Genomic DNA, 18,303 nt, shown 5'->3' on the forward strand with positions numbered 1-18,303 from the left:
TATGCTGATAGAAAATGTGGAATATGATGTTTTACTTGAGAGGTTTAAAAAAATATTAAGACAAGGCGGACTTAAATATACTAAGCAAAGAGAAGTGCTTTTAAAAACTCTTTATCACAGTGATACTCATTACACACCCGAAAGTTTATATATGGAAATCAAACAAGCTGAACCTGATTTAAATGTAGGAATTGCAACTGTTTATCGTACTTTAAATTTGCTTGAAGAAGCAGAAATGGTAACTTCCATTTCTTTTGGTTCGGCAGGTAAAAAATACGAGCTTGCCAATAAACCTCACCATGATCATATGATATGTAAAAATTGCGGAAAAATTATAGAATTTGAAAATCCTATTATAGAAAGACAGCAAGCCTTGATTGCAAAAGAACATGGTTTTAAACTTACAGGGCATTTGATGCAGCTTTATGGTGTTTGTGGTGATTGTAATAATCAAAAAGCAAAGGTAAAAATATAAATGTTTGATAATATTTTAGAGCAGCAAAGAATAGAAAAAGCTAAGGAATTAAAAAATTTAGGGATCAATCCTTATCCTCATTTTTTAGAAAAAGAAATGTCTTTAAAGACTTTTAAGGATAAATTTTCTTATATTTTAGAGCAAGTTGAAAAAAGAGATGAAAGTGTCAATGCTGTTGTTGCAGGACGTTTGAAACTTTTGCGTATAGCTGGGAAATCGATTTTTGCAAACATTGAAGATGAGGATACAAATTTACAAATTTATTTTAGTAAAGATAGCGTAGGTGAAGAACTTTATGCGATTTTGAAAAAGAATTTAGAAGTAGGTGATATTGTTTTGGCTAAAGGTTTTCCTTTTGTAACTAAAACAGGTGAGTTTAGTTTGCATGCAAGTGAAGTAAAACTCGCTACAAAAGCTATTGTTCCTTTACCTGAAAAATATCATGGATTAACAGATATTGAACAAAGATATCGTAAACGTTATGTTGATATGATAATGAATGCAGAAGTTAGAAAAGATTTTTTAGTGCGTTCTAAAGTGGTGAGTTTGATTCGTCATTTTTTTGAAAATAAAGGCTTTTTAGAAGTAGAAACTCCTATGATGCATCCGATTGCAGGTGGAGCAAACGCTAAGCCTTTTGTAACTTTTCACAATTCTTTAGGCGTAGAAAGATTTTTAAGAATTGCTCCAGAACTTTATCTTAAAAGACTTGTAGTGGGTGGTTTTGAGGCAGTTTTTGAAATCAATCGTTGTTTTAGAAACGAAGGTATGGATTTAACTCATAATCCCGAATTTACAACTATAGAATTTTATTGGGCTTATCATAATTATAAAGATTTAATGGATTTAACTGAAGAACTTTTTGCTTTGCTTTTAGATAAACTTAATTTGGGAAAAACAATAGAATTTGATGGAAAAATGATAGATTTTTCTAAACCTTTTGAAAGAATTACTTACAAAGATGCACTTTGTAAATATGGTGGTTTGGATAGGGATTTAATCGAAGATAAGGAAAAAATTCTTACTAAATTAAAAGTAGATGGTTTTGAAGCGAATGAAAAGCTTGAACTTGGACATTTACAAGCTGAACTTTTTGATAATTATGTGGAAGAAAAATTGATCAATCCTACTTTTGTGATTGATTTTCCTATTTCCATAAGTCCTTTATCAAGACGTAGCGATGAGGATTCTCAGATTGCTGAGAGATTTGAGTTGTTTATTTGTGGAAGAGAATTGGCAAATGGTTTTAATGAGCTTAATGATCCTCTTGATCAATATGAGAGATTTTTAAAACAAATTGAAGCTAAAAATGCAGGCGATGAAGAGGCTTGCGAAATGGATGAAGATTTTGTAAATGCTTTGGGTTATGGAATGCCTCCAACGGCAGGGCAGGGTATAGGCATAGATAGACTTGTTATGCTTTTGACAAATAAAAAATCTATTCGAGATGTGATATTGTTTCCTGCAATGCGTCCATTAAAATCAGAACTAAAGGAGAAAGAATGAGTTTAGAAATGTTTGATAAAGAAATTTTTGATTTAACAAACAAAGAGTTAGAGCGTCAATGCGAAGGTCTTGAAATGATAGCGAGTGAAAATTTCACTTTACCTGAAGTAATGGAAGTTATGGGAAGTATCTTGACGAACAAATACGCAGAAGGTTATCCAGGTAAAAGATATTATGGTGGTTGTGAATTTGTTGATGAGATTGAAACTCTAGCTATTGAAAGATGTAAAAAACTTTTTAATTGTAAATTTGCTAATGTTCAGCCTAATTCAGGTTCTCAAGCTAATCAAGGTGTTTATGCGGCTTTGATTAATCCAGGTGATAAAATTTTAGGAATGGATTTAAGTCATGGTGGACATTTAACTCATGGTGCAAAAGTAAGTTCTTCGGGTAAAATGTACGAAAGTTGTTTTTACGGCGTAGAACTTGATGGAAGAATTGATTATGAAAAAGTAAGAGAAATTGCTAAAAAAGAAAAGCCAAAATTAATAGTTTGTGGAGCTAGTGCTTATGCAAGAGTGATTGATTTTGCTAAATTTAGAGAAATCGCTGATGAAGTAGGCGCCTATCTTTTTGCTGATATAGCACATATTGCAGGTCTTGTTGTGGCAGGCGAGCATCCAAGTCCTTTTCCGCACGCTCATGTAGTAAGCTCAACCACACATAAAACTTTGCGTGGTCCAAGAGGTGGTATTATTATGACAAATGATGAAGAGCTTGCTAAAAAAATTAATTCTGCCATTTTTCCAGGTATTCAAGGTGGTCCTTTGATGCATGTAATTGCTGCAAAAGCAGTAGGATTTAAATTTAATCTTAGCGATGAGTGGAAAGTTTATGCAAAACAAGTAAGAACCAATGCTCAAGTTTTAGCTAATGTTTTAATGGATAGAAAATTTAAACTTGTTAGCGATGGAACGGATAATCACCTTGTTTTAATGAGTTTTTTAGATCGTGAATTTAGTGGAAAAGATGCAGATTTAGCTCTTGGAAATGCAGGTATTACTGCAAATAAAAATACCGTTCCAGGAGAGATTAGAAGTCCTTTTATCACAAGTGGATTAAGACTTGGAACTCCAGCGCTTACTGCCAGAGGTTTTAAAGAAAAAGAAATGGAAATTGTGTCAAATTATATTGCAGATATTTTAGATGATATTAATAATGAAAAATTACAAGAGAATATTAAACAAGAATTAAAAAAACTTGCAAGTAATTTTATTATTTATGAAAGGGCTATGTTTTGATTTCACCAATGGATATGTCGCTAATTAAAATAATTGGCGATCATTATTATATAAGACGCGATAAAATTGTAAATAAAATTACACATAGAGGTCGCTTATTTTTTGATAAATTTGAAAGAGTTGATGCTCCTTTAAATTTAAATGTCATGAGAGAACACGCTGCTAAAAAAATTGTTGTCGCTCATGATTTAATAACAAAAGATAATAAAGTAGAAAATATTGTCTTTGATTATAATGGTTTTAATGCTGAAAGATTTTATCACCGTGCACAACTTATTTTAAGAGAAGAAGGTTTTATAAATTTCACAGCCTATAAGACTAAAACTCCAGGACATTTACATCTTTATATTCACAAAGGACACACGGCGTTAAACGAAGGTTATTCTTTAGCGTCTAAACTTTCAATGATGTTTGCAAGTAAAATGCCAGTAGAATGGAAGGTGTTTCCTAGTATGGATGTACCTAGGGAATTTAATATTTTAATATTGCCTTATGAGGTTTATCAAAAAGAACGAGGAAGTTCTTGGTCTAAGCATATGTAAGAAAGGACAAATTATGGAAAATCAAAAAAATGAATTTGATGATATTATTTTAGAAAAAAGTAATAAAAGTGAAAAAGTAAAAAAAATTCTTTTACGAGTTATTGCTTTAGTTATTTTGTTTTTAGCTATCATGATAGTTATGAAGCTTATTAATGGTAGTGGTGATGAAAATACGCAAAATCAAAGTGTATTGCCAAGTGAACCTATAGCAACTCAAGACAATAACAATGATACTTCTTTTGAAAGTATGCCAATTACAGATAATACTTCAGCAGAAGATCAATTTGAGGCATTAAGAAAACAATTTCAAGATGAACAAAATACAACTCAAAATACAACAACCTCTAGTTCAAATAACAATGATACTACAAATTTTGCTATGCCTGATCAAGAAGTTCCAGCAGAACCCACAGCAACTACTTCAGAAAATACCACTCCACAAGCAAGTACTCCTAAACAAGAAGTAACACAAACTGCAAAACCTAAAGAAGAAGCAAAAAAACAAACAGCTGTAAAAAAAGAAAAAGAAAGTACAAAACAAATCCCTAAAAAAGAACAAAATGCAAATGATTTATTTAAAAATGTTGATGCTAAACCTGTACATCCAAGTGGTTTAGCATCGGGTATTTATGTGCAAATTTTCTCAGTAAGTAATTTGGATCAAAAATCAAAAGAACTTGCTTCTGTAAAACAAAAAGGTTATGATTATAAACTTTATAAAACTACAGTTGGAGGTAAAGAAATTACCAAGGTTTTAATAGGACCATTTGAAAAGGCAGATATTGCAGCAGAACTTGCTAAAATCCGTAAGGATATTGCAAAAGATGCTTTTTCTTTTACTTTAAAATGAAATTTTTAGCAGTTATAGGCGATCCTATTTCTCACTCTAAATCGCCTAGAATGCATAATAATGCCATCAAAGCCTTAGGACTTGATAGCATTTATACACGCTATCATTTAAGAAATGCTAACTGTTTAAGAGAAGATTTTTTTAAATTAGGACTTAGTGGAGCTAATATTACTTTGCCTTTTAAGGAAAAAGCTTTAGATATTGCTGATGTGAAGGATGATTTTGCTAGAAATATTGGCTCTGCAAATACTTTATGCTTAAAAGAAGATAAAATTTACGCTTATAATACTGATGCTTTAGGTTTTTTAGAAGCTATTAAGGATTTTGATAATATAAAAAAAGCTTTGATTTTGGGTGCCGGAGGTACAGCTTTGGCGCTTGCTTATGCATTAAAACAAAAGGGCGTAGAAGTGTATATAGCTAATCGTAGTAAAGAAAGATTTAAAGATTTTTTAGCTTATCCAACTTATCTTTATAAAAACTTGCAAGATTTTGACTTTGATTTGGTTGTAAATTCAACTTCTGCTGGATTAAAAGATGAAAATTTACCTTGTGATAGAGAGCTTTTAGATAGAATTTTACCTAAAGCTAAATTTGCTTTTGAGGTAATTTATAGCAGAGAAACACCTTTTTATAGATTGTGTAAAGAGTATCATTTAAAAATTAAAGATGGACTTGGTATGCTTTTATGGCAAGGGGTTTTTGCTTTTGAGCTTTTTTTTGAAATACGAGATAAAAGAGAGATGATAAAAAATGCAATGCAACAGGCATTGATTTTAAAGTAGAATGATAGTTATTTTTTTGCATAAGAAAAACTTATTTTTTGTGTGAGAAAGTTTAATTTTCTCACAAGTTTTATTATTCAAATATTTCTACCCCATCTTGATTTTTACTTTGATTATTTTGATTTGTTGAAGATGGATTTGTAGGAATATTTTGTGTAGGTGTGTTTTCAATTGTATTATTTTGATTAGAATTTGTTTGAGGTAAGCTTTCTTCAAAGGTAGCATCGCCATCAAAACTATTAAAACCACTGTTTGTATTAGGTATAGTTTTGCCTATGTCTGTTGCTTTTGGTAGATTGTTATAAAGTGTATTTAATGTATTTTTATAAAAAGCTAAAAAACTTTTATCAATTTCAAAAGCAGGTTGCTCTAAACCTTTATTGAGTTGAGTTGGTACGGTGGAGATAGTAGTTTTAAACATATTAACCCCATCATCATTTTTAATAGGATAGTTAAGCGTAACTAAAGAATCTAGTTTGGTGCTGCTTGAAAGATTGGTTGAATTTTGTGGATTGTGTGCATCTATAAAATCTATTTTACCTTTAAAATTTATACCTAAATTGGATTTTACATAATCTCCACTCATAAAATTGCTTGTTTTTTGTGCATTTTTTTCTTCCGTATAAATACTGATTGAACTTTTAAGAGTGTAGTCTGGATTAGTAGTAACTGTTTTATAGCCTTTTAGTTGAGCGATGGTTTTGATCTGCTCTTCTAAATTTTGTTTTAAAAGATCAATTTCTTTTTCTATGCGAATTTTAAGCACTGAATTTTCAAAATAATCAGAATAATTGTTATTTTGTTCTATATTAATAGGCTCAAGAGCAATGCTTACTCCAGAATCAATAGGTTCAACCTTTGTTGGAACTTGGGGTTTAAAATTTGGCATAGAAACATTGACAAAATTACTGCTTGTACCCCCACAAGCTGCTAAAATTAACATACTACTAGCAAGTAAAATATATTTTTTCATTTTTTACCTTTATTTAATGTGTTTGTGTTAATTATAGCAAGTTAAAGTTTTTTTGTTATATTTTTATAAAAGAAAATTAGGAAAGATATATGGAATTTTGGCAGCATATTTATTCAAATTTTAATGTTATAGCTTTTAGCATCTTTGGTTTAAAGGTGCATTGGTATGGCATTATGTATGTTATAGCTTTGCTTTTGGCTTTGCTTTTGGCTAAATTTTTTGTAAGAAAATTTCAACTAGACATTAATGAAAAACATTTGGATAGTTATTTTATATGGGTTGAAATAGGGGTTATTTTAGGTGCAAGGCTTGGATATATTTTGATTTATGATGCAAATACTATGTATTATATTACTCATCCTTGGCAAATTTTTAATCCTTATATTAATGGTGAATTTGTAGGTATTCGAGGTATGAGTTATCATGGAGCAATTATAGGATTTTTGATAGCTACTTTATTGTTTTGCAAAAAATATAAAACAAATCCTTGGATTTTTCTTGATTTGGTTGCTTTAAGTGTTCCATTGGCTTATGTTTTTGGTCGTATAGGAAATTTTTTAAATCAAGAGCTTTTTGGTCGCATTACAAATGTGCCTTGGGGAATTTATGTTGATGGAGTATTGCGCCATCCATCGCAACTTTATGAAGCATTTTTAGAAGGTATTGTTGTTTTTATTATAGTTTATTTAGCAAGATTTAAGCAAAGTTTTCAAGGGGAATTGATTCTTGTGTATGCTGGTGCTTATTCATTGGCAAGATTTATATGTGAATTTTATCGCGAGCCTGATTTTGGTATAGGTTTTGTTTTATGGGGTATGAGTATGGGGCAAATTTTAAGTTTTATAATGTTTATAACAGCTTTGTTAGTTTATATTTGTATAAAGTTTAAAAAAGTAAATATTTAATCTATCTTAAAGACTTTTGTAATATAATGAAATGGATTTTTTTAATTTCTTTTTACAAAGGAGTAAAGATGCGTGAGCTTATCGAAGGTTATTTGGGTAAGAGCATTGAGGGCAAAAAAAGTAAAATGCCTGCGAAATTAGACTTTATCCAAAGCGCCTCAGGGCTTTTTTTAGGTCTTTTTATGTGGGTGCATATGCTTTTTGTTTCTACAATTTTAGTCAGTGAGGATTTTTTTAATTCTGTGGTACATTTTTTAGAATTAAAATTTGTTTACGATAATCCTGTTATGAGTTATCTTACTTCATTTTTAGCCGCCTGTGTTTTAGTGGTTTTTTTCGTTCATGCTTTACTTGCAATGAGAAAATTTCCTATTAATTACCGTCAGTATCAAATACTAAGAACACACAGTAAAAAAATGAATCACAGCGATACTTCGTTATGGTGGGTTCAAGCTTTTACAGGTTTTATTATGTTTTTCTTAGGTTCTGCTCATCTTATTTTTATTGTAACCAATGCAGATAAAATCAGCGGCGATATGTCAGGAGATAGGGTTGTAAGTCATTTTATGTGGCTTTTTTATGCTGTTCTTTTAGTCTGTGTTGAACTTCATGGAAGTATAGGGCTTTATAGACTTTGTGTTAAATGGGGTTGGTTTGAAGGAAAAAATGTAAAAGAAAGTCGCAAAAAGCTTAAAACTGCTAAATGGATAATCAGTATTTTCTTCCTAGTTTTAGGTGTGTTAAGTCTTGCAGCATTTATAAAAATAGGTTATGAAAACTACCAAAATCAAACCCAAACTACTGCGATGATAAAAAACTACAATGGAGCAAATTATGAATATACAATATAGTGATGCTTTAGTAATAGGCGGAGGATTAGCAGGTCTTAGAGCGGCTATTGAAGTAGCAAAGAGTGGTCAAAGTGTAACACTTTTAAGTATTTGTCCAGTGAAGCGTTCTCACTCTGCAGCGGTGCAAGGAGGTATGCAGGCAAGTTTAGCAAATGGGGCAAAAGGTGAGGGTGATAATGAAGATCTTCACTTCGCAGATACAGTAAAAGGAAGTGATTGGGGCTGTGATCAAGAAGTAGCAAGAATGTTTGCTCAAACTGCGCCAAAAGCAGTGCGTGAGCTTGCGGCTTGGGGTGTGCCTTGGACTAGAGTTACTAAAGGTCCAAGAACTGTTGTAATCAATGCACAAAAAACTGTGATTGAAGAAAAAGAAGAAGCGCACGGGCTTATTAATGCTAGAGATTTTGGTGGAACTAAAAAATGGAGAACTTGCTATATCGCAGATGCAACAGGGCATTGTATGCTTTATGGTGTAGCAAATGAAGCTATTAAACATCAAGTAAAAATTATTGATAGAATGGAAGCAGTAAGAATTATCCATGATGGTAAAAAATGCTTAGGTGTGATTGCTAGAGATTTAACCAATGGACAACTCATTGCTTATATCGCAAGAGGAACTATGATAGCAACAGGGGGCTATGGTAGAATTTATAAACAAACTACAAATGCGGTAATTTGCGAAGGAACGGGTGCAGCCATCGCTCTTGAAACAGGGCTTTGCAGACTTTCAAATATGGAAGCAGTGCAATTTCATCCAACTCCTATTGTACCAAGCGGTATTTTGCTTACTGAAGGTTGTCGTGGCGATGGCGGAATTTTACGTGACGTGGATGGATATCGTTTTATGCCTGATTATGAACCAGAGAAAAAAGAACTTGCAAGCCGTGATGTGGTAAGTCGTAGAATGATGGAACATATTCGTAAAGGCAAAGGTGTAAAAAGCCCTTATGGGGATCATTTATGGCTTGATATTTCTATATTGGGTCGTGCTCATGTGGAAAAAAATCTCCGCGATGTACAAGATATTTGCAAAACTTTCAATGGTATTGATCCAGCAGATGAAGGTCCAAAAGGTTGGGCGCCAGTTCTTCCAATGCAGCATTATTCTATGGGTGGAATTAGAACTAAACCAACAGGTGAAAGTCAATGGCTAGAAGGACTTTTTGCTTGTGGAGAAGCAGCTTGCTGGGATATGCACGGATTTAATCGTTTAGGTGGAAATTCATGTGCTGAAACTGTTGTAGCAGGTATGATAGTGGGAGATTATTTTGCAGATTATTGTAAAAATAATGGTGAAGTAATTGACACAAATGTAGTAAAAGACTTCTTAACTAAAGAGTATCAATATTTAAAATCTTTAGTAGATAAAGAGGGTAAACATAATGTTTTTGAAATTAAAAATAGAATGAAAGAAATTATGTGGGATAAGGTAGCTATCTTTAGAACAGGTGAAGGTTTGAAAGAAGCAGTAGATGAACTTGAAAAACTTTATAAAGATTCTCAAGATGTTAAAGTGCATTGTAAAGAGCTTGATTGTGCAAATCCAGAGCTTGAAGAAGCGTATAGAGTACCAAGAATGTTAAAAATAGCACTTTGCGTAGCTTATGGAGCGCTTTTAAGAACAGAAAGTCGTGGGGCGCATTATAGAGAAGATTATCCAAAAAGAGATGATTTAAATTGGATGAAAAGAACCAATACTTTTTGGGTAGAAGGCGAAACCTTGCCACGCATAGAATATGAAGAGCTTGATATTATGAAAATGGAAATTCCACCAGCATTCCGTGGATATGGAGCTAAAGGAAATATTATAGAAAATCCTTTAAGTGAAAAACGCCAAGCTGAAGTGGATGCAATACGTGAAAAAATGGAAGCTGAAGGCAAAGGTCGTTATGAAATTCAAAACGCTTTAATGCCTTATGAATTACAAGCTAAATATAAAGCACCAAACCAAAGAATAGGAGTTGATTATGAGTAGAAAATTGACAATAAAGGCATTTAAATATAATCCTTTAAGCAAAATTTCTAAACCACATTTTGTGACTTATGAGCTTGAAGAAACTCCTTTTATGACGGTTTTTGTATGTTTGACTTTGATCCGTGAAAAAATGGATGCGGATCTGAGTTTTGACTTTGTTTGTCGTGCAGGGATTTGCGGATCTTGTGCAATGATGATTAATGGAGTGCCAAAACTTGCTTGTAAAACTTTAACTAAAGATTATCCTGATGGAGTGATAGAGCTTATGCCTATGCCTGCATTTAGGCATATTAAAGATTTAAGCGTGAATACAGGAGAGTGGTTTGAAGACATGTGTAAGCGTGTTGAAAGCTGGGTGCATAATGAAAAAGAAACTGATATTTCTAAACTTGAAGAACGCATTGAGCCAGAAGTTGCGGATGAAACTTTTGAACTTGATCGTTGTATAGAGTGTGGAATTTGTGTAGCTTCTTGTGCAACTAAACTTATGCGTCCAAATTTCATAGCTGCTACAGGACTTTTAAGAACAGCTAGATATTTACAAGATCCGCATGACCATAGAAGTGTGGAAGATTTTTATGAATTAGTGGGCGATGATGATGGTGTTTTTGGTTGTATGTCATTGCTTGCTTGCGAAGATAATTGTCCTAAAGAATTACCTTTGCAAAGTAAAATCGCTTACATGAGAAGACAACTTGTCGCTCAAAGAAATAAATAAATCTTTCCCCTTTTTAAGGGGAAGATTATGAAAGAATTATTCCAAAAAATTTGGCAAAATGAACTTCAATTTTTAAATTTTGATGCTAAATTTCAAGATAAAAACAAACTTAATACGGCCGAGTGCGCGATTATTTTAAGTGTCAATAAAGACAATTATGAAAGATATTTTCTCTTAAAAGAATTTCAAGAGCTTTGCAAAAAAATTGATTTAAGAGTGGATATTTTTAGTATACAAAATGCTCAAATTTGTATTTTAAATCTTTTGAAATCAGGTTTTGTTCCAAAGCAAGATTTACTTAAGGCTCTAAAAATTTTAGAAAAAATTTCGAAAAATACCGAAATGTTTGATTTTATTTCTCAAGAAAAAGTTCAAAGTATAGATCAAAAAGCTTTATTTCAAAATGATTTTAAAGAATTAAACACCATTAATTTGGAGCTTCAAAAGCTAAGTTTTGATGAAAATTTAAAATCAAGACTTCAAAAAACTTTGGAAAAATTTCAAAATTTAGAGTTTAATATAGCCATCACTGGCGTGATGAATGCAGGAAAATCAAGCCTTTTAAATGCTCTTTTAAAAGAAGATTTTTTAGGGGTTTCAAACATACCTGAAACAGCTAATTTAACAGTATTAAGCTATGGTAAGAGTGAAGAAGCAAAGATATATTTTTGGGATAAAAAAGAATGGCAAAATATACTTGAAAGTTCGCACTTTAATGCAGATTTAAAAGAATTTATTGACAAGCTGGATAAGAGTGTAAATATAGAGGATTTTATCAAAGTTAAACCTTTAATACAAAATATCGCACTTTGTGAGCTTAAAGATTTCAGTTCAGCTAAAAATAAAATTTCAGCTTTAATTAAAAAAATAGAAATTAAAAGTCATTTAGAATTTTTAAAAAATAATATTTCCATAGTTGATACTCCAGGACTTGATGATGTTGTAGTTCAAAGAGAAATTGTTACAAATGAGTATCTTAGAGAAAGTGATTTTTTAATTCATTTAATGAATGCTTCTCAAAGCTTGACTCAAAAAGATGCAGACTTTTTGGTGCATTGTCTTTTAAATTCAAGGCTGAGTAAGTTTTTAATTGTTTTAACTAAAGCGGATTTGTTAAGCAAAAAGGATTTAGAAGAAGTCATTGTTTATACCAAGGAAAGCTTAAAATCAAGACTTGTGGATTTAGATGAAAATTTGGTGGAAAAGATTGATTTTTTATGTGTGAGTGCTAAAATGGCAAGTGATTTTTATAAAGGTTTAGCACCTAAGGAAAGTTTGCAAAAAAGTGGTATGCAAGAATTTGAAAACTATCTTTTTAACGAGCTTTATGCAGGAGAAAAAAGCAAGATTGCCTTAAGAGCTTACAAAAAAGAATTACATTTGGAACTTAAAAATATGCTAAGCGAATATGAAATGCAAAATCGTCTTATTAAGGAGAATAAACAAGGTGTAAGTGAAGAAAATCAAAAGCTTTTACTTGAACTTCAAAAGCAAAATATCTTATTAAAAGAAGCACAAGATGAAATTTCAAATTCCATTGCAAAACTTAAAAATATAGATAGTGGCATAGATAATCTTGTTTTACTTTTGGCTAAAAAATTAAAAGAACGTTTGATAGATGAGTTTAAATATTTGAAAAATAATGCACAAAAGCTTAATCTTTCTCGTATTTTAAATATAGTTGATATTACCACAAAAGATGGGATTAATGATATTTTAAGAGAAATTAAATTTGAAAATATTAAAAAAATCGAGGAGCTTAAAACAAATTTATCTTTAAAATATGATTTTTTAAAAGATGATTTTGATAATGGTTTTGAAGGTTTTAAAGATGGAATTTCAAAAAATATAGATAGTATTTTTCAAAGCGAAAAATTTGCACTTTTAAGATTGAAAATTGAAAAATTAAGCAATCTAAAATCAGATTTATATGAGCTTGAAACGAATTTAGATACGGTTATTTTTGATACTTTTAAAGAATTTAAAATGAGCGAAATTTTAAACTCTTTAAATATCAATGGAGCATTTTTTGAGTTTTTAAATGATAAATTAAAACATTATGAAAAAAATCAAAAATCAAAATTAGAAAGTCTTGAAAAAGTTTTACAGAGTCTGAAAAATCAAGATGCCAATATTTTAAATTCTTTTAAAGAAAATTTAGAAAAAATTGAAAAATTAAAACAACTTGAAATGGGGCTTTTAAATGCAGATTAATCTTTTAAATGATTTTATAAAAGCCTATGAAAATACTTATAGTGTGAGTTTTGATGATAGTTTTAAAGGGCGTATTCAAGAGCTTTGCAAGGAACTTAACGAGCCTTTTATGCACGCAAGTTATACTTTAGAAAATGAATTAAAAGAGCTTGTGTTTTCTTTGGATAAGAATGTTAATATCGCTATTATAGGGCAGTTTTCAAGTGGTAAATCAAGTTTGCTAAATTTGATCTTAGGGCGTGATTGTTTGCCTACGGGTGTTGTTCCTGTTACTTTTAAACCTACTTTTTTACGCTATGCAAAAGAATATTTTTTAAGAGTAGAATTTGAAGATGGAAGTGATATTATCACAAATATAGAAAAATTAGCCTTTTATACGGATCAAAGAAATGAAGTAAAACAAGCAAAAAGTTTGCATATTTTTGCACCTATTCCTTTACTTGAAAAAATCACTCTTGTAGATACTCCAGGTTTAAATGCAAATGAAAATGATACTTTAACAACTCTTGATGAGCTTAAAAATATTCATGGAGCGATTTGGTTAAGTTTGATTGATAATGCAGGTAAAAAAAGTGAAGAAGATGCCATAAAAGCAAATTTAGAACTTTTAGGAGAAAATAGCATTTGTGTATTAAATCAAAAAGATAAATTAAGCACAGAAGAGCTAGATAATGTTTTAAATTATGCAAAAAGTGTGTTTTTAAAATATTTTAATGAGCTTATTGCCATTTCTTGCAAAGAAGCTAAAGATGAGCAAAGCTATGAAAAATCTAATTTTCAATCTTTGCTTGATTTTTTAACTCAGCTAGATACAACAGTTTTAAAAGAAAAATTTGTTAAAAGAAAAATTTTAAATTTATGCGAAATTTTAGAAGATGAAAACCAACTTTTTGTAGGTATTTTTGATCGTTTATTAAATCAATTTCAAAGTTATGAAAAGCATTTACTTTTAGCGTATGAATTTTTTTTAAAAGAGATTGAAATTTTAAATCATCAGATTTTAGAACAGCTTAAAAGCATTAGCGAAAGAATTTCTAGTGAAATTTTTGCAAGTGTTAAGGAAAAAGATGCTTATTTTTACAAAGAAAGCAAAGGATTTTTAAAGAAAGATTTATACACAAGATATGATTATAAAGCGCCTTATATTTCAAGCGACGATGCTTTTTTGGCGATGTTTTACAATAGTGATGTAATGAGTAAAGAGTTTAAAAAAATCAAAAATGAACTTTATAAATCTTTTGAAGAAATCAAGATGAAATTAAAAGATTTTATAAACATACTTGAAAGAGAAATTTTGCTTTTTAAAGCAGAATTTTCAAACATACAAAAAGATCACATTTTCCAAAGTGATAAAAATTTTAGTGAATTAAGAGCTTTTTGCAATGCAAGTGATGAGTACTTTTTGAAAGATTTTAAGGAGCTTTTATTTAAAAGTATTTTAGAGCTTGATTTATTTTTTGAAAAATTAAATCTTAAGGCTTTTACAAATTATGAAAATGCTACGAAACTAAGCCTTGCATTTTTTAGTCGTAAAATCAATGAAAGCCGTGTTCTTTATGAGCTTGATAGTTCTGAATTCGTACTTTTTTATCCTAAAAAAAGCGAAATTTATGAAAGAGTTTTAAATGAATTAAATGTTTATGAGTTTGAAACTTTGCTTATTAATAAGCCTATTTTGACAAAAATTGCAAAAAATTTTTTAGAACAAAGTCAAAATTTAATCCAAGAAAAAAATAAATTTTTAGATCTTAAAAAAGCAGAACTTCAAAAAAGAAGAGTACAGATTTTAAATGTTAGAGAAAGTATAAAGGAAGATTAATGAGAATATTTTTAGCTTTATTTTTATTTTTTAATTCATTACTTGCATTAAGTGAATTAGAAGAAGGTTTAAAACTTTATGAAGCAAATAAATTTGATAAAGCTTATGAAATTTTTAAAAGCCTTTGTGAAAAAGATATTTCTAAAGCTTGTTTTTCTTTAGCTTTTATGTACGAAAGTGCTAAGGGTATGAGTAAGGATTTAAATCAAGCTTATAAATTTTATGATAAAGCTTGTAAATTGGGTTTAGCAAGTGCGTTTTCTAATATGGCTTTGCTTTTGCAAAATCAAGGTTATAAAAATGAAGCTCTTTTGGCTTTTAATAAAGCTTGTACTTTAGGAGAATCGTTAAGTTGTAATAATATAGCTTTATTTTATGAAAAAGAAAAAGATGGACAAATGGCCTCAAGTTTTTATAAAAGATCTTGTGATTTAAAAAATGCAAGAGCTTGTTATCAATTAGGGTCTTTATATGATAAAGGAGAGCTTGTTAAAGCAAGTGTAAAATCTGCCCTTGCTTTTTATTCTAAATCTTGCACTTTAGGTTTTGGTGAGTCTTGTTATTTGTTAGGACGCTATAATCAACTAGAAAAACAAGATTTAACAAAGGCAAAAAGATATTTTGGTATGGCTTGTGATCAAAAACATCAAGAAGCTTGTGCAGCTTATAAAGAACTTAATTCTAAAGATATAGAGCTTTATTAAAAGTTCTATTTTTATTACTTTCAAAGATATTCTTAAATAAAATTAAGAATAACACAAAATTTATCGCTTTTTAAAGTTAAATTTATATTAATAGGGCTAATATAGTCTTATTTAAATTATTATCAAGGAGAAGTAATGCAAGACAATATTATTGATCGCAGAAGCTTTTTTAAACTAGGGCTTTTAGGTGGTTCTGTAGTAGCAGCTAGTACTATAGGTGGCGGTGCTGTTTTAAAGGCAGCAGAACTTACGCATTCGCATCAAGCTTCACAAGGAAAATCAAATAAAGTTAGAGGTAGAATGTTTTTTCAAACTCAAACTGAATTTGATACCTTAAGTGCAGCCTGTGAAAGAATTTATCCTAAAGATGAGCAAGGAGAAGGAGCTATAGGTTTAGGCGTACCTTATTTTATCGATAATCAGCTAGCTAGTGCTTATGGTTATAATGATAGAGAATATATGCAAGGACCTTTCATTGAGGGTAAAGCTGAACAAGGCTATCAAACTCCTATGCAACGCAAAGATATTTTTTTAGAAGGTGTGCATGCTCTTGAAGAAAATGCTCAAAAGCGTTATAAAAAATCTTTTTCTCTGCTTAAAGGTGGAGATCAGGATAAAATTCTAAGCGATTTTGAAAAAGGAAAAATTCAAACTACGGGTTTTAAATCTTCTTATTTTTTCACTCTTTTAAGAGATATGACAGTAGCTGGAGTTTTAGCTGATCCAATTTATGGCGGAAATGATAATAAAAATGGTTGGAGAATGATGCAATATCCAGGCGCACAAATGAGCTATGTGGATAAAATTGCAAGTGATGAATTTTTTAACATTGAACCTATGAGTTTAGCAGATATGGAGAGTTAAAATGGCTGAAGTATTAAAAAAAGTAGATGTGGTAACAGTTGGGGCAGGATGGACTGGAGGTATAGTGGCTGCAGAGCTTACTAAAGCAGGTTTGAATGTACTTAGTTTAGAACGCGGACATATGCAAAGTACTGAAAATTTTAATTTTATCCATGATGAGTGGAGATACGGGATTAATTATGGTTTGATGCAAGATTGCTCGAAAGACACTGTGACTTTTCGCCATGATCCTAGTGGTTTAGCCTTGCCTTATCGTAAAATGGGTTCGTTTTTATTGGGTAATAATGTTGGCGGTGCAGGGGTGCATTGGAATGGTTGGACTTTTAGGTTTATGCCTTATGATTTTGAAATTCAAACCCTAAGCAAACAAAGATATGGTAATAAATTAGGTAATGATTATACCTTGCAAGATTGGGGTGTGACTTATAAGGATATGGAGCCTTATTATGATAGATTTGAAAAAACCTGTGGGGTATCAGGTGAGCCAAATCCTTTAGCGGAAAAAATGGGAGCTTTTAGATCCAGTCCTTATCCACAAGAACCTCTTGAAAATACTAAAATGCTTAAACGATTTGAAAGTGCAGCAAAAAGTTCAAATTTACACACTTATCGTTTGCCAGCTTCAAATTCTAAAGGTGGCTATACAAACCCTGATGGTCAAGATTTAGCTCCTTGTCAATACTGTGCGTATTGTGAGCGTTTTGGTTGTGAGTATGGCGCAAAAGCAAGTCCTTTAAACACAGTAATTCCAAAGGCTATGAGCACAGGTAAATACACTATACGCATTTATAGCAATGTAACGCAAATTCTTAAAAAAGACGGAAAAGTAACGGGGGTAAAATTTGTCGATACTAGAACGATGAAAGAGTATATTCAACCTGCTGATATAGTTGTGCTTACAAGTTATATGTTTAACAATGCTAAGCTTTTAATGGTAAGCAACATAGGTGAGCAATACGATCCAAAAACAGGTAAAGGAACTTTAGGTAGAAATTATTGTTATCAAATGAACATGGGTACAACAGCTTTCTTTGATGAGCAATTTAACACCTTCATGGGTTCAGGTGCTTTAGGAACTACGAGTGATGATTTTAACGGAGATAATTTTGATCATTCTAAGGAAAAATTCCTTCATGGAGCTATGATTTATAGCGTTCAGCTTGGAACTCGCCCTATACAATCAGCCCAACTTCCAGCAGGAGCTCCAACTTGGGGTGCTGAATTTAAAAAAGCATTAAACTATAATTTCACAAGAGCTATTACCGTAGCAGGACAAGGTGCTTCTTTGCCTCATAAGAATAATTATTTAAGTCTTGATCCAACTTATAAAGATGCTTTTGGTATGCCACTTTTACGCTTAACTTATAATTTCACCGATCAAGATAGAGCTTTGCATAAATTTATTACAGATAAAACAGCTGAGGTAGCAAAAAGAATGCAAGGAGTAAAATCAATCAAAAAAGGCGCTTATCTTAAGGATTATAGCGTTGTGCCTTATCAATCTACTCATAACACAGGTGGAACAACAATGGGTGCAGATAGAGAAACTAGTGTGGTTAATACTTATTTACAACACTGGGATGCGGATAATCTTTTTGTTGTAGGAGCAGGAAATTTCCAACACAATAGTGGATATAATCCAACTGATACTGTGGGAGCTTTGGCTTATCGCTGTGCTGAAGGTATTTTAAAATATCATAAAAGTGGAAAAAGCTTAGCTTGATAATAACTTGAGAGTTTTTGAAAACTCTCAAGATTATAAATTTTTAATTTTCTGCCGATATAGTATAATATCAAGGAAGGCAAAAATGATTAATGATATAAATTCTTATTTAAACTACAATTATACAAAAAGGCAAATGGAGTTTGCTCTTGGAGGGT

The 18,303-nt window shown here is 31.1% G+C and carries 16 protein-coding genes; 15 read left to right on the forward strand and 1 reads right to left on the reverse strand.

The window, feature by feature from the left end; genetic code table 11:
- The first annotated feature begins 1 nt into the window (after window position 1).
- The 6 genes from FBF11_RS01930 to FBF11_RS01955 are packed head-to-tail and all read left to right on the forward strand — an operon-like array spanning window position 2 to window position 5,399.
- Complete coding sequence (locus FBF11_RS01930) at window positions 2–475, forward strand: Fur family transcriptional regulator (RefSeq protein WP_002854230.1); 474 nt, start codon at window positions 2–4, stop codon at window positions 473–475.
- Entirely contained in the window at window positions 476–1,981 is a 1,506-nt protein-coding gene (gene lysS / locus FBF11_RS01935; RefSeq protein WP_002868698.1) for a lysine--tRNA ligase, read from the forward strand.
- Window positions 1,978–3,222: a serine hydroxymethyltransferase gene (locus FBF11_RS01940; RefSeq protein WP_002869929.1), complete on the forward strand. Its 1,245-nt coding sequence runs from the start codon at window positions 1,978–1,980 to the stop codon at window positions 3,220–3,222. Before lysS ends, FBF11_RS01940 begins: the two co-directional genes overlap by 4 nt.
- The gene (locus tag FBF11_RS01945) at window positions 3,219–3,764 is read left to right on the forward strand and encodes a DUF1882 domain-containing protein (RefSeq protein WP_002859481.1); all 546 of its coding nucleotides are present in this window, start codon (window positions 3,219–3,221) and stop codon (window positions 3,762–3,764) included. Before FBF11_RS01940 ends, FBF11_RS01945 begins: the two co-directional genes overlap by 4 nt.
- Before the next feature lie 13 nt (window positions 3,765–3,777).
- On the forward strand, window positions 3,778–4,614 hold the full coding sequence (locus tag FBF11_RS01950; protein ID WP_002854542.1) for an SPOR domain-containing protein: 837 nt from the start codon (window positions 3,778–3,780) through the stop codon (window positions 4,612–4,614).
- Entirely contained in the window at window positions 4,611–5,399 is a 789-nt protein-coding gene (locus FBF11_RS01955) for a shikimate dehydrogenase (RefSeq protein ID WP_052804380.1), read from the forward strand. Before FBF11_RS01950 ends, FBF11_RS01955 begins: the two co-directional genes overlap by 4 nt.
- A 73-nt stretch (window positions 5,400–5,472) precedes the next feature.
- Here the strand turns inward: FBF11_RS01955 and FBF11_RS01960 are convergent, their stop codons facing one another.
- The gene (locus FBF11_RS01960) at window positions 5,473–6,372 is read right to left on the reverse strand and encodes a membrane lipoprotein lipid attachment site-containing protein (protein WP_052795553.1); all 900 of its coding nucleotides are present in this window, start codon (window positions 6,370–6,372) and stop codon (window positions 5,473–5,475) included.
- Between the two features lie 89 nt (window positions 6,373–6,461).
- On the opposite strand from FBF11_RS01960, the gene lgt reads away from it, so the two are divergent.
- From lgt to FBF11_RS02005, 9 genes are all read left to right on the forward strand, one after another.
- Complete coding sequence (gene lgt / locus FBF11_RS01965) at window positions 6,462–7,277, forward strand: prolipoprotein diacylglyceryl transferase (protein ID WP_002854600.1); 816 nt, start codon at window positions 6,462–6,464, stop codon at window positions 7,275–7,277.
- A 68-nt stretch (window positions 7,278–7,345) separates the two neighbouring features.
- A complete protein-coding gene (locus FBF11_RS01970) occupies window positions 7,346–8,128 on the forward strand; it encodes a fumarate reductase cytochrome b subunit (protein ID WP_002854660.1) in 783 nt (260 codons plus the stop codon).
- Window positions 8,112–10,103: a fumarate reductase flavoprotein subunit gene (locus FBF11_RS01975; RefSeq protein ID WP_002874537.1), complete on the forward strand. Its 1,992-nt coding sequence runs from the start codon at window positions 8,112–8,114 to the stop codon at window positions 10,101–10,103. The genes FBF11_RS01970 and FBF11_RS01975 overlap by 17 nt, the downstream gene beginning before the upstream one ends.
- Window positions 10,096–10,821 carry a fumarate reductase iron-sulfur subunit gene (locus FBF11_RS01980; RefSeq protein WP_002854302.1) on the forward strand — a complete coding sequence of 242 codons (726 nt, stop codon included), beginning with the start codon at window positions 10,096–10,098 and terminating at the stop codon, window positions 10,819–10,821. Before FBF11_RS01975 ends, FBF11_RS01980 begins: the two co-directional genes overlap by 8 nt.
- A 27-nt stretch (window positions 10,822–10,848) precedes the next feature.
- Window positions 10,849–13,035, forward strand: coding sequence for a dynamin family protein (locus FBF11_RS01985; RefSeq protein WP_057097033.1), 2,187 nt, complete (start codon window positions 10,849–10,851; stop codon window positions 13,033–13,035).
- The gene (locus FBF11_RS01990; RefSeq protein WP_002886620.1) at window positions 13,025–14,854 is read left to right on the forward strand and encodes a dynamin family protein; all 1,830 of its coding nucleotides are present in this window, start codon (window positions 13,025–13,027) and stop codon (window positions 14,852–14,854) included. The genes FBF11_RS01985 and FBF11_RS01990 overlap by 11 nt, the downstream gene beginning before the upstream one ends.
- Complete coding sequence (locus FBF11_RS01995; protein ID WP_168977449.1) at window positions 14,854–15,558, forward strand: tetratricopeptide repeat protein; 705 nt, start codon at window positions 14,854–14,856, stop codon at window positions 15,556–15,558. The genes FBF11_RS01990 and FBF11_RS01995 overlap by 1 nt, the downstream gene beginning before the upstream one ends.
- A 135-nt stretch (window positions 15,559–15,693) precedes the next feature.
- The gene (locus FBF11_RS02000; RefSeq protein ID WP_002855611.1) at window positions 15,694–16,422 is read left to right on the forward strand and encodes a gluconate 2-dehydrogenase subunit 3 family protein; all 729 of its coding nucleotides are present in this window, start codon (window positions 15,694–15,696) and stop codon (window positions 16,420–16,422) included.
- A 1-nt stretch (window position 16,423) separates the two neighbouring features.
- On the forward strand, window positions 16,424–18,145 hold the full coding sequence (locus tag FBF11_RS02005) for a GMC family oxidoreductase (RefSeq protein WP_002868707.1): 1,722 nt from the start codon (window positions 16,424–16,426) through the stop codon (window positions 18,143–18,145).
- Window positions 18,146–18,303 lie beyond the last annotated feature (158 nt).

The sequence above is a fragment of the Campylobacter sp. CFSAN093224 genome, from assembly GCF_012897395.1.
Taxonomy (GTDB): Bacteria; Campylobacterota; Campylobacteria; order Campylobacterales; family Campylobacteraceae; genus Campylobacter_D; species Campylobacter_D jejuni.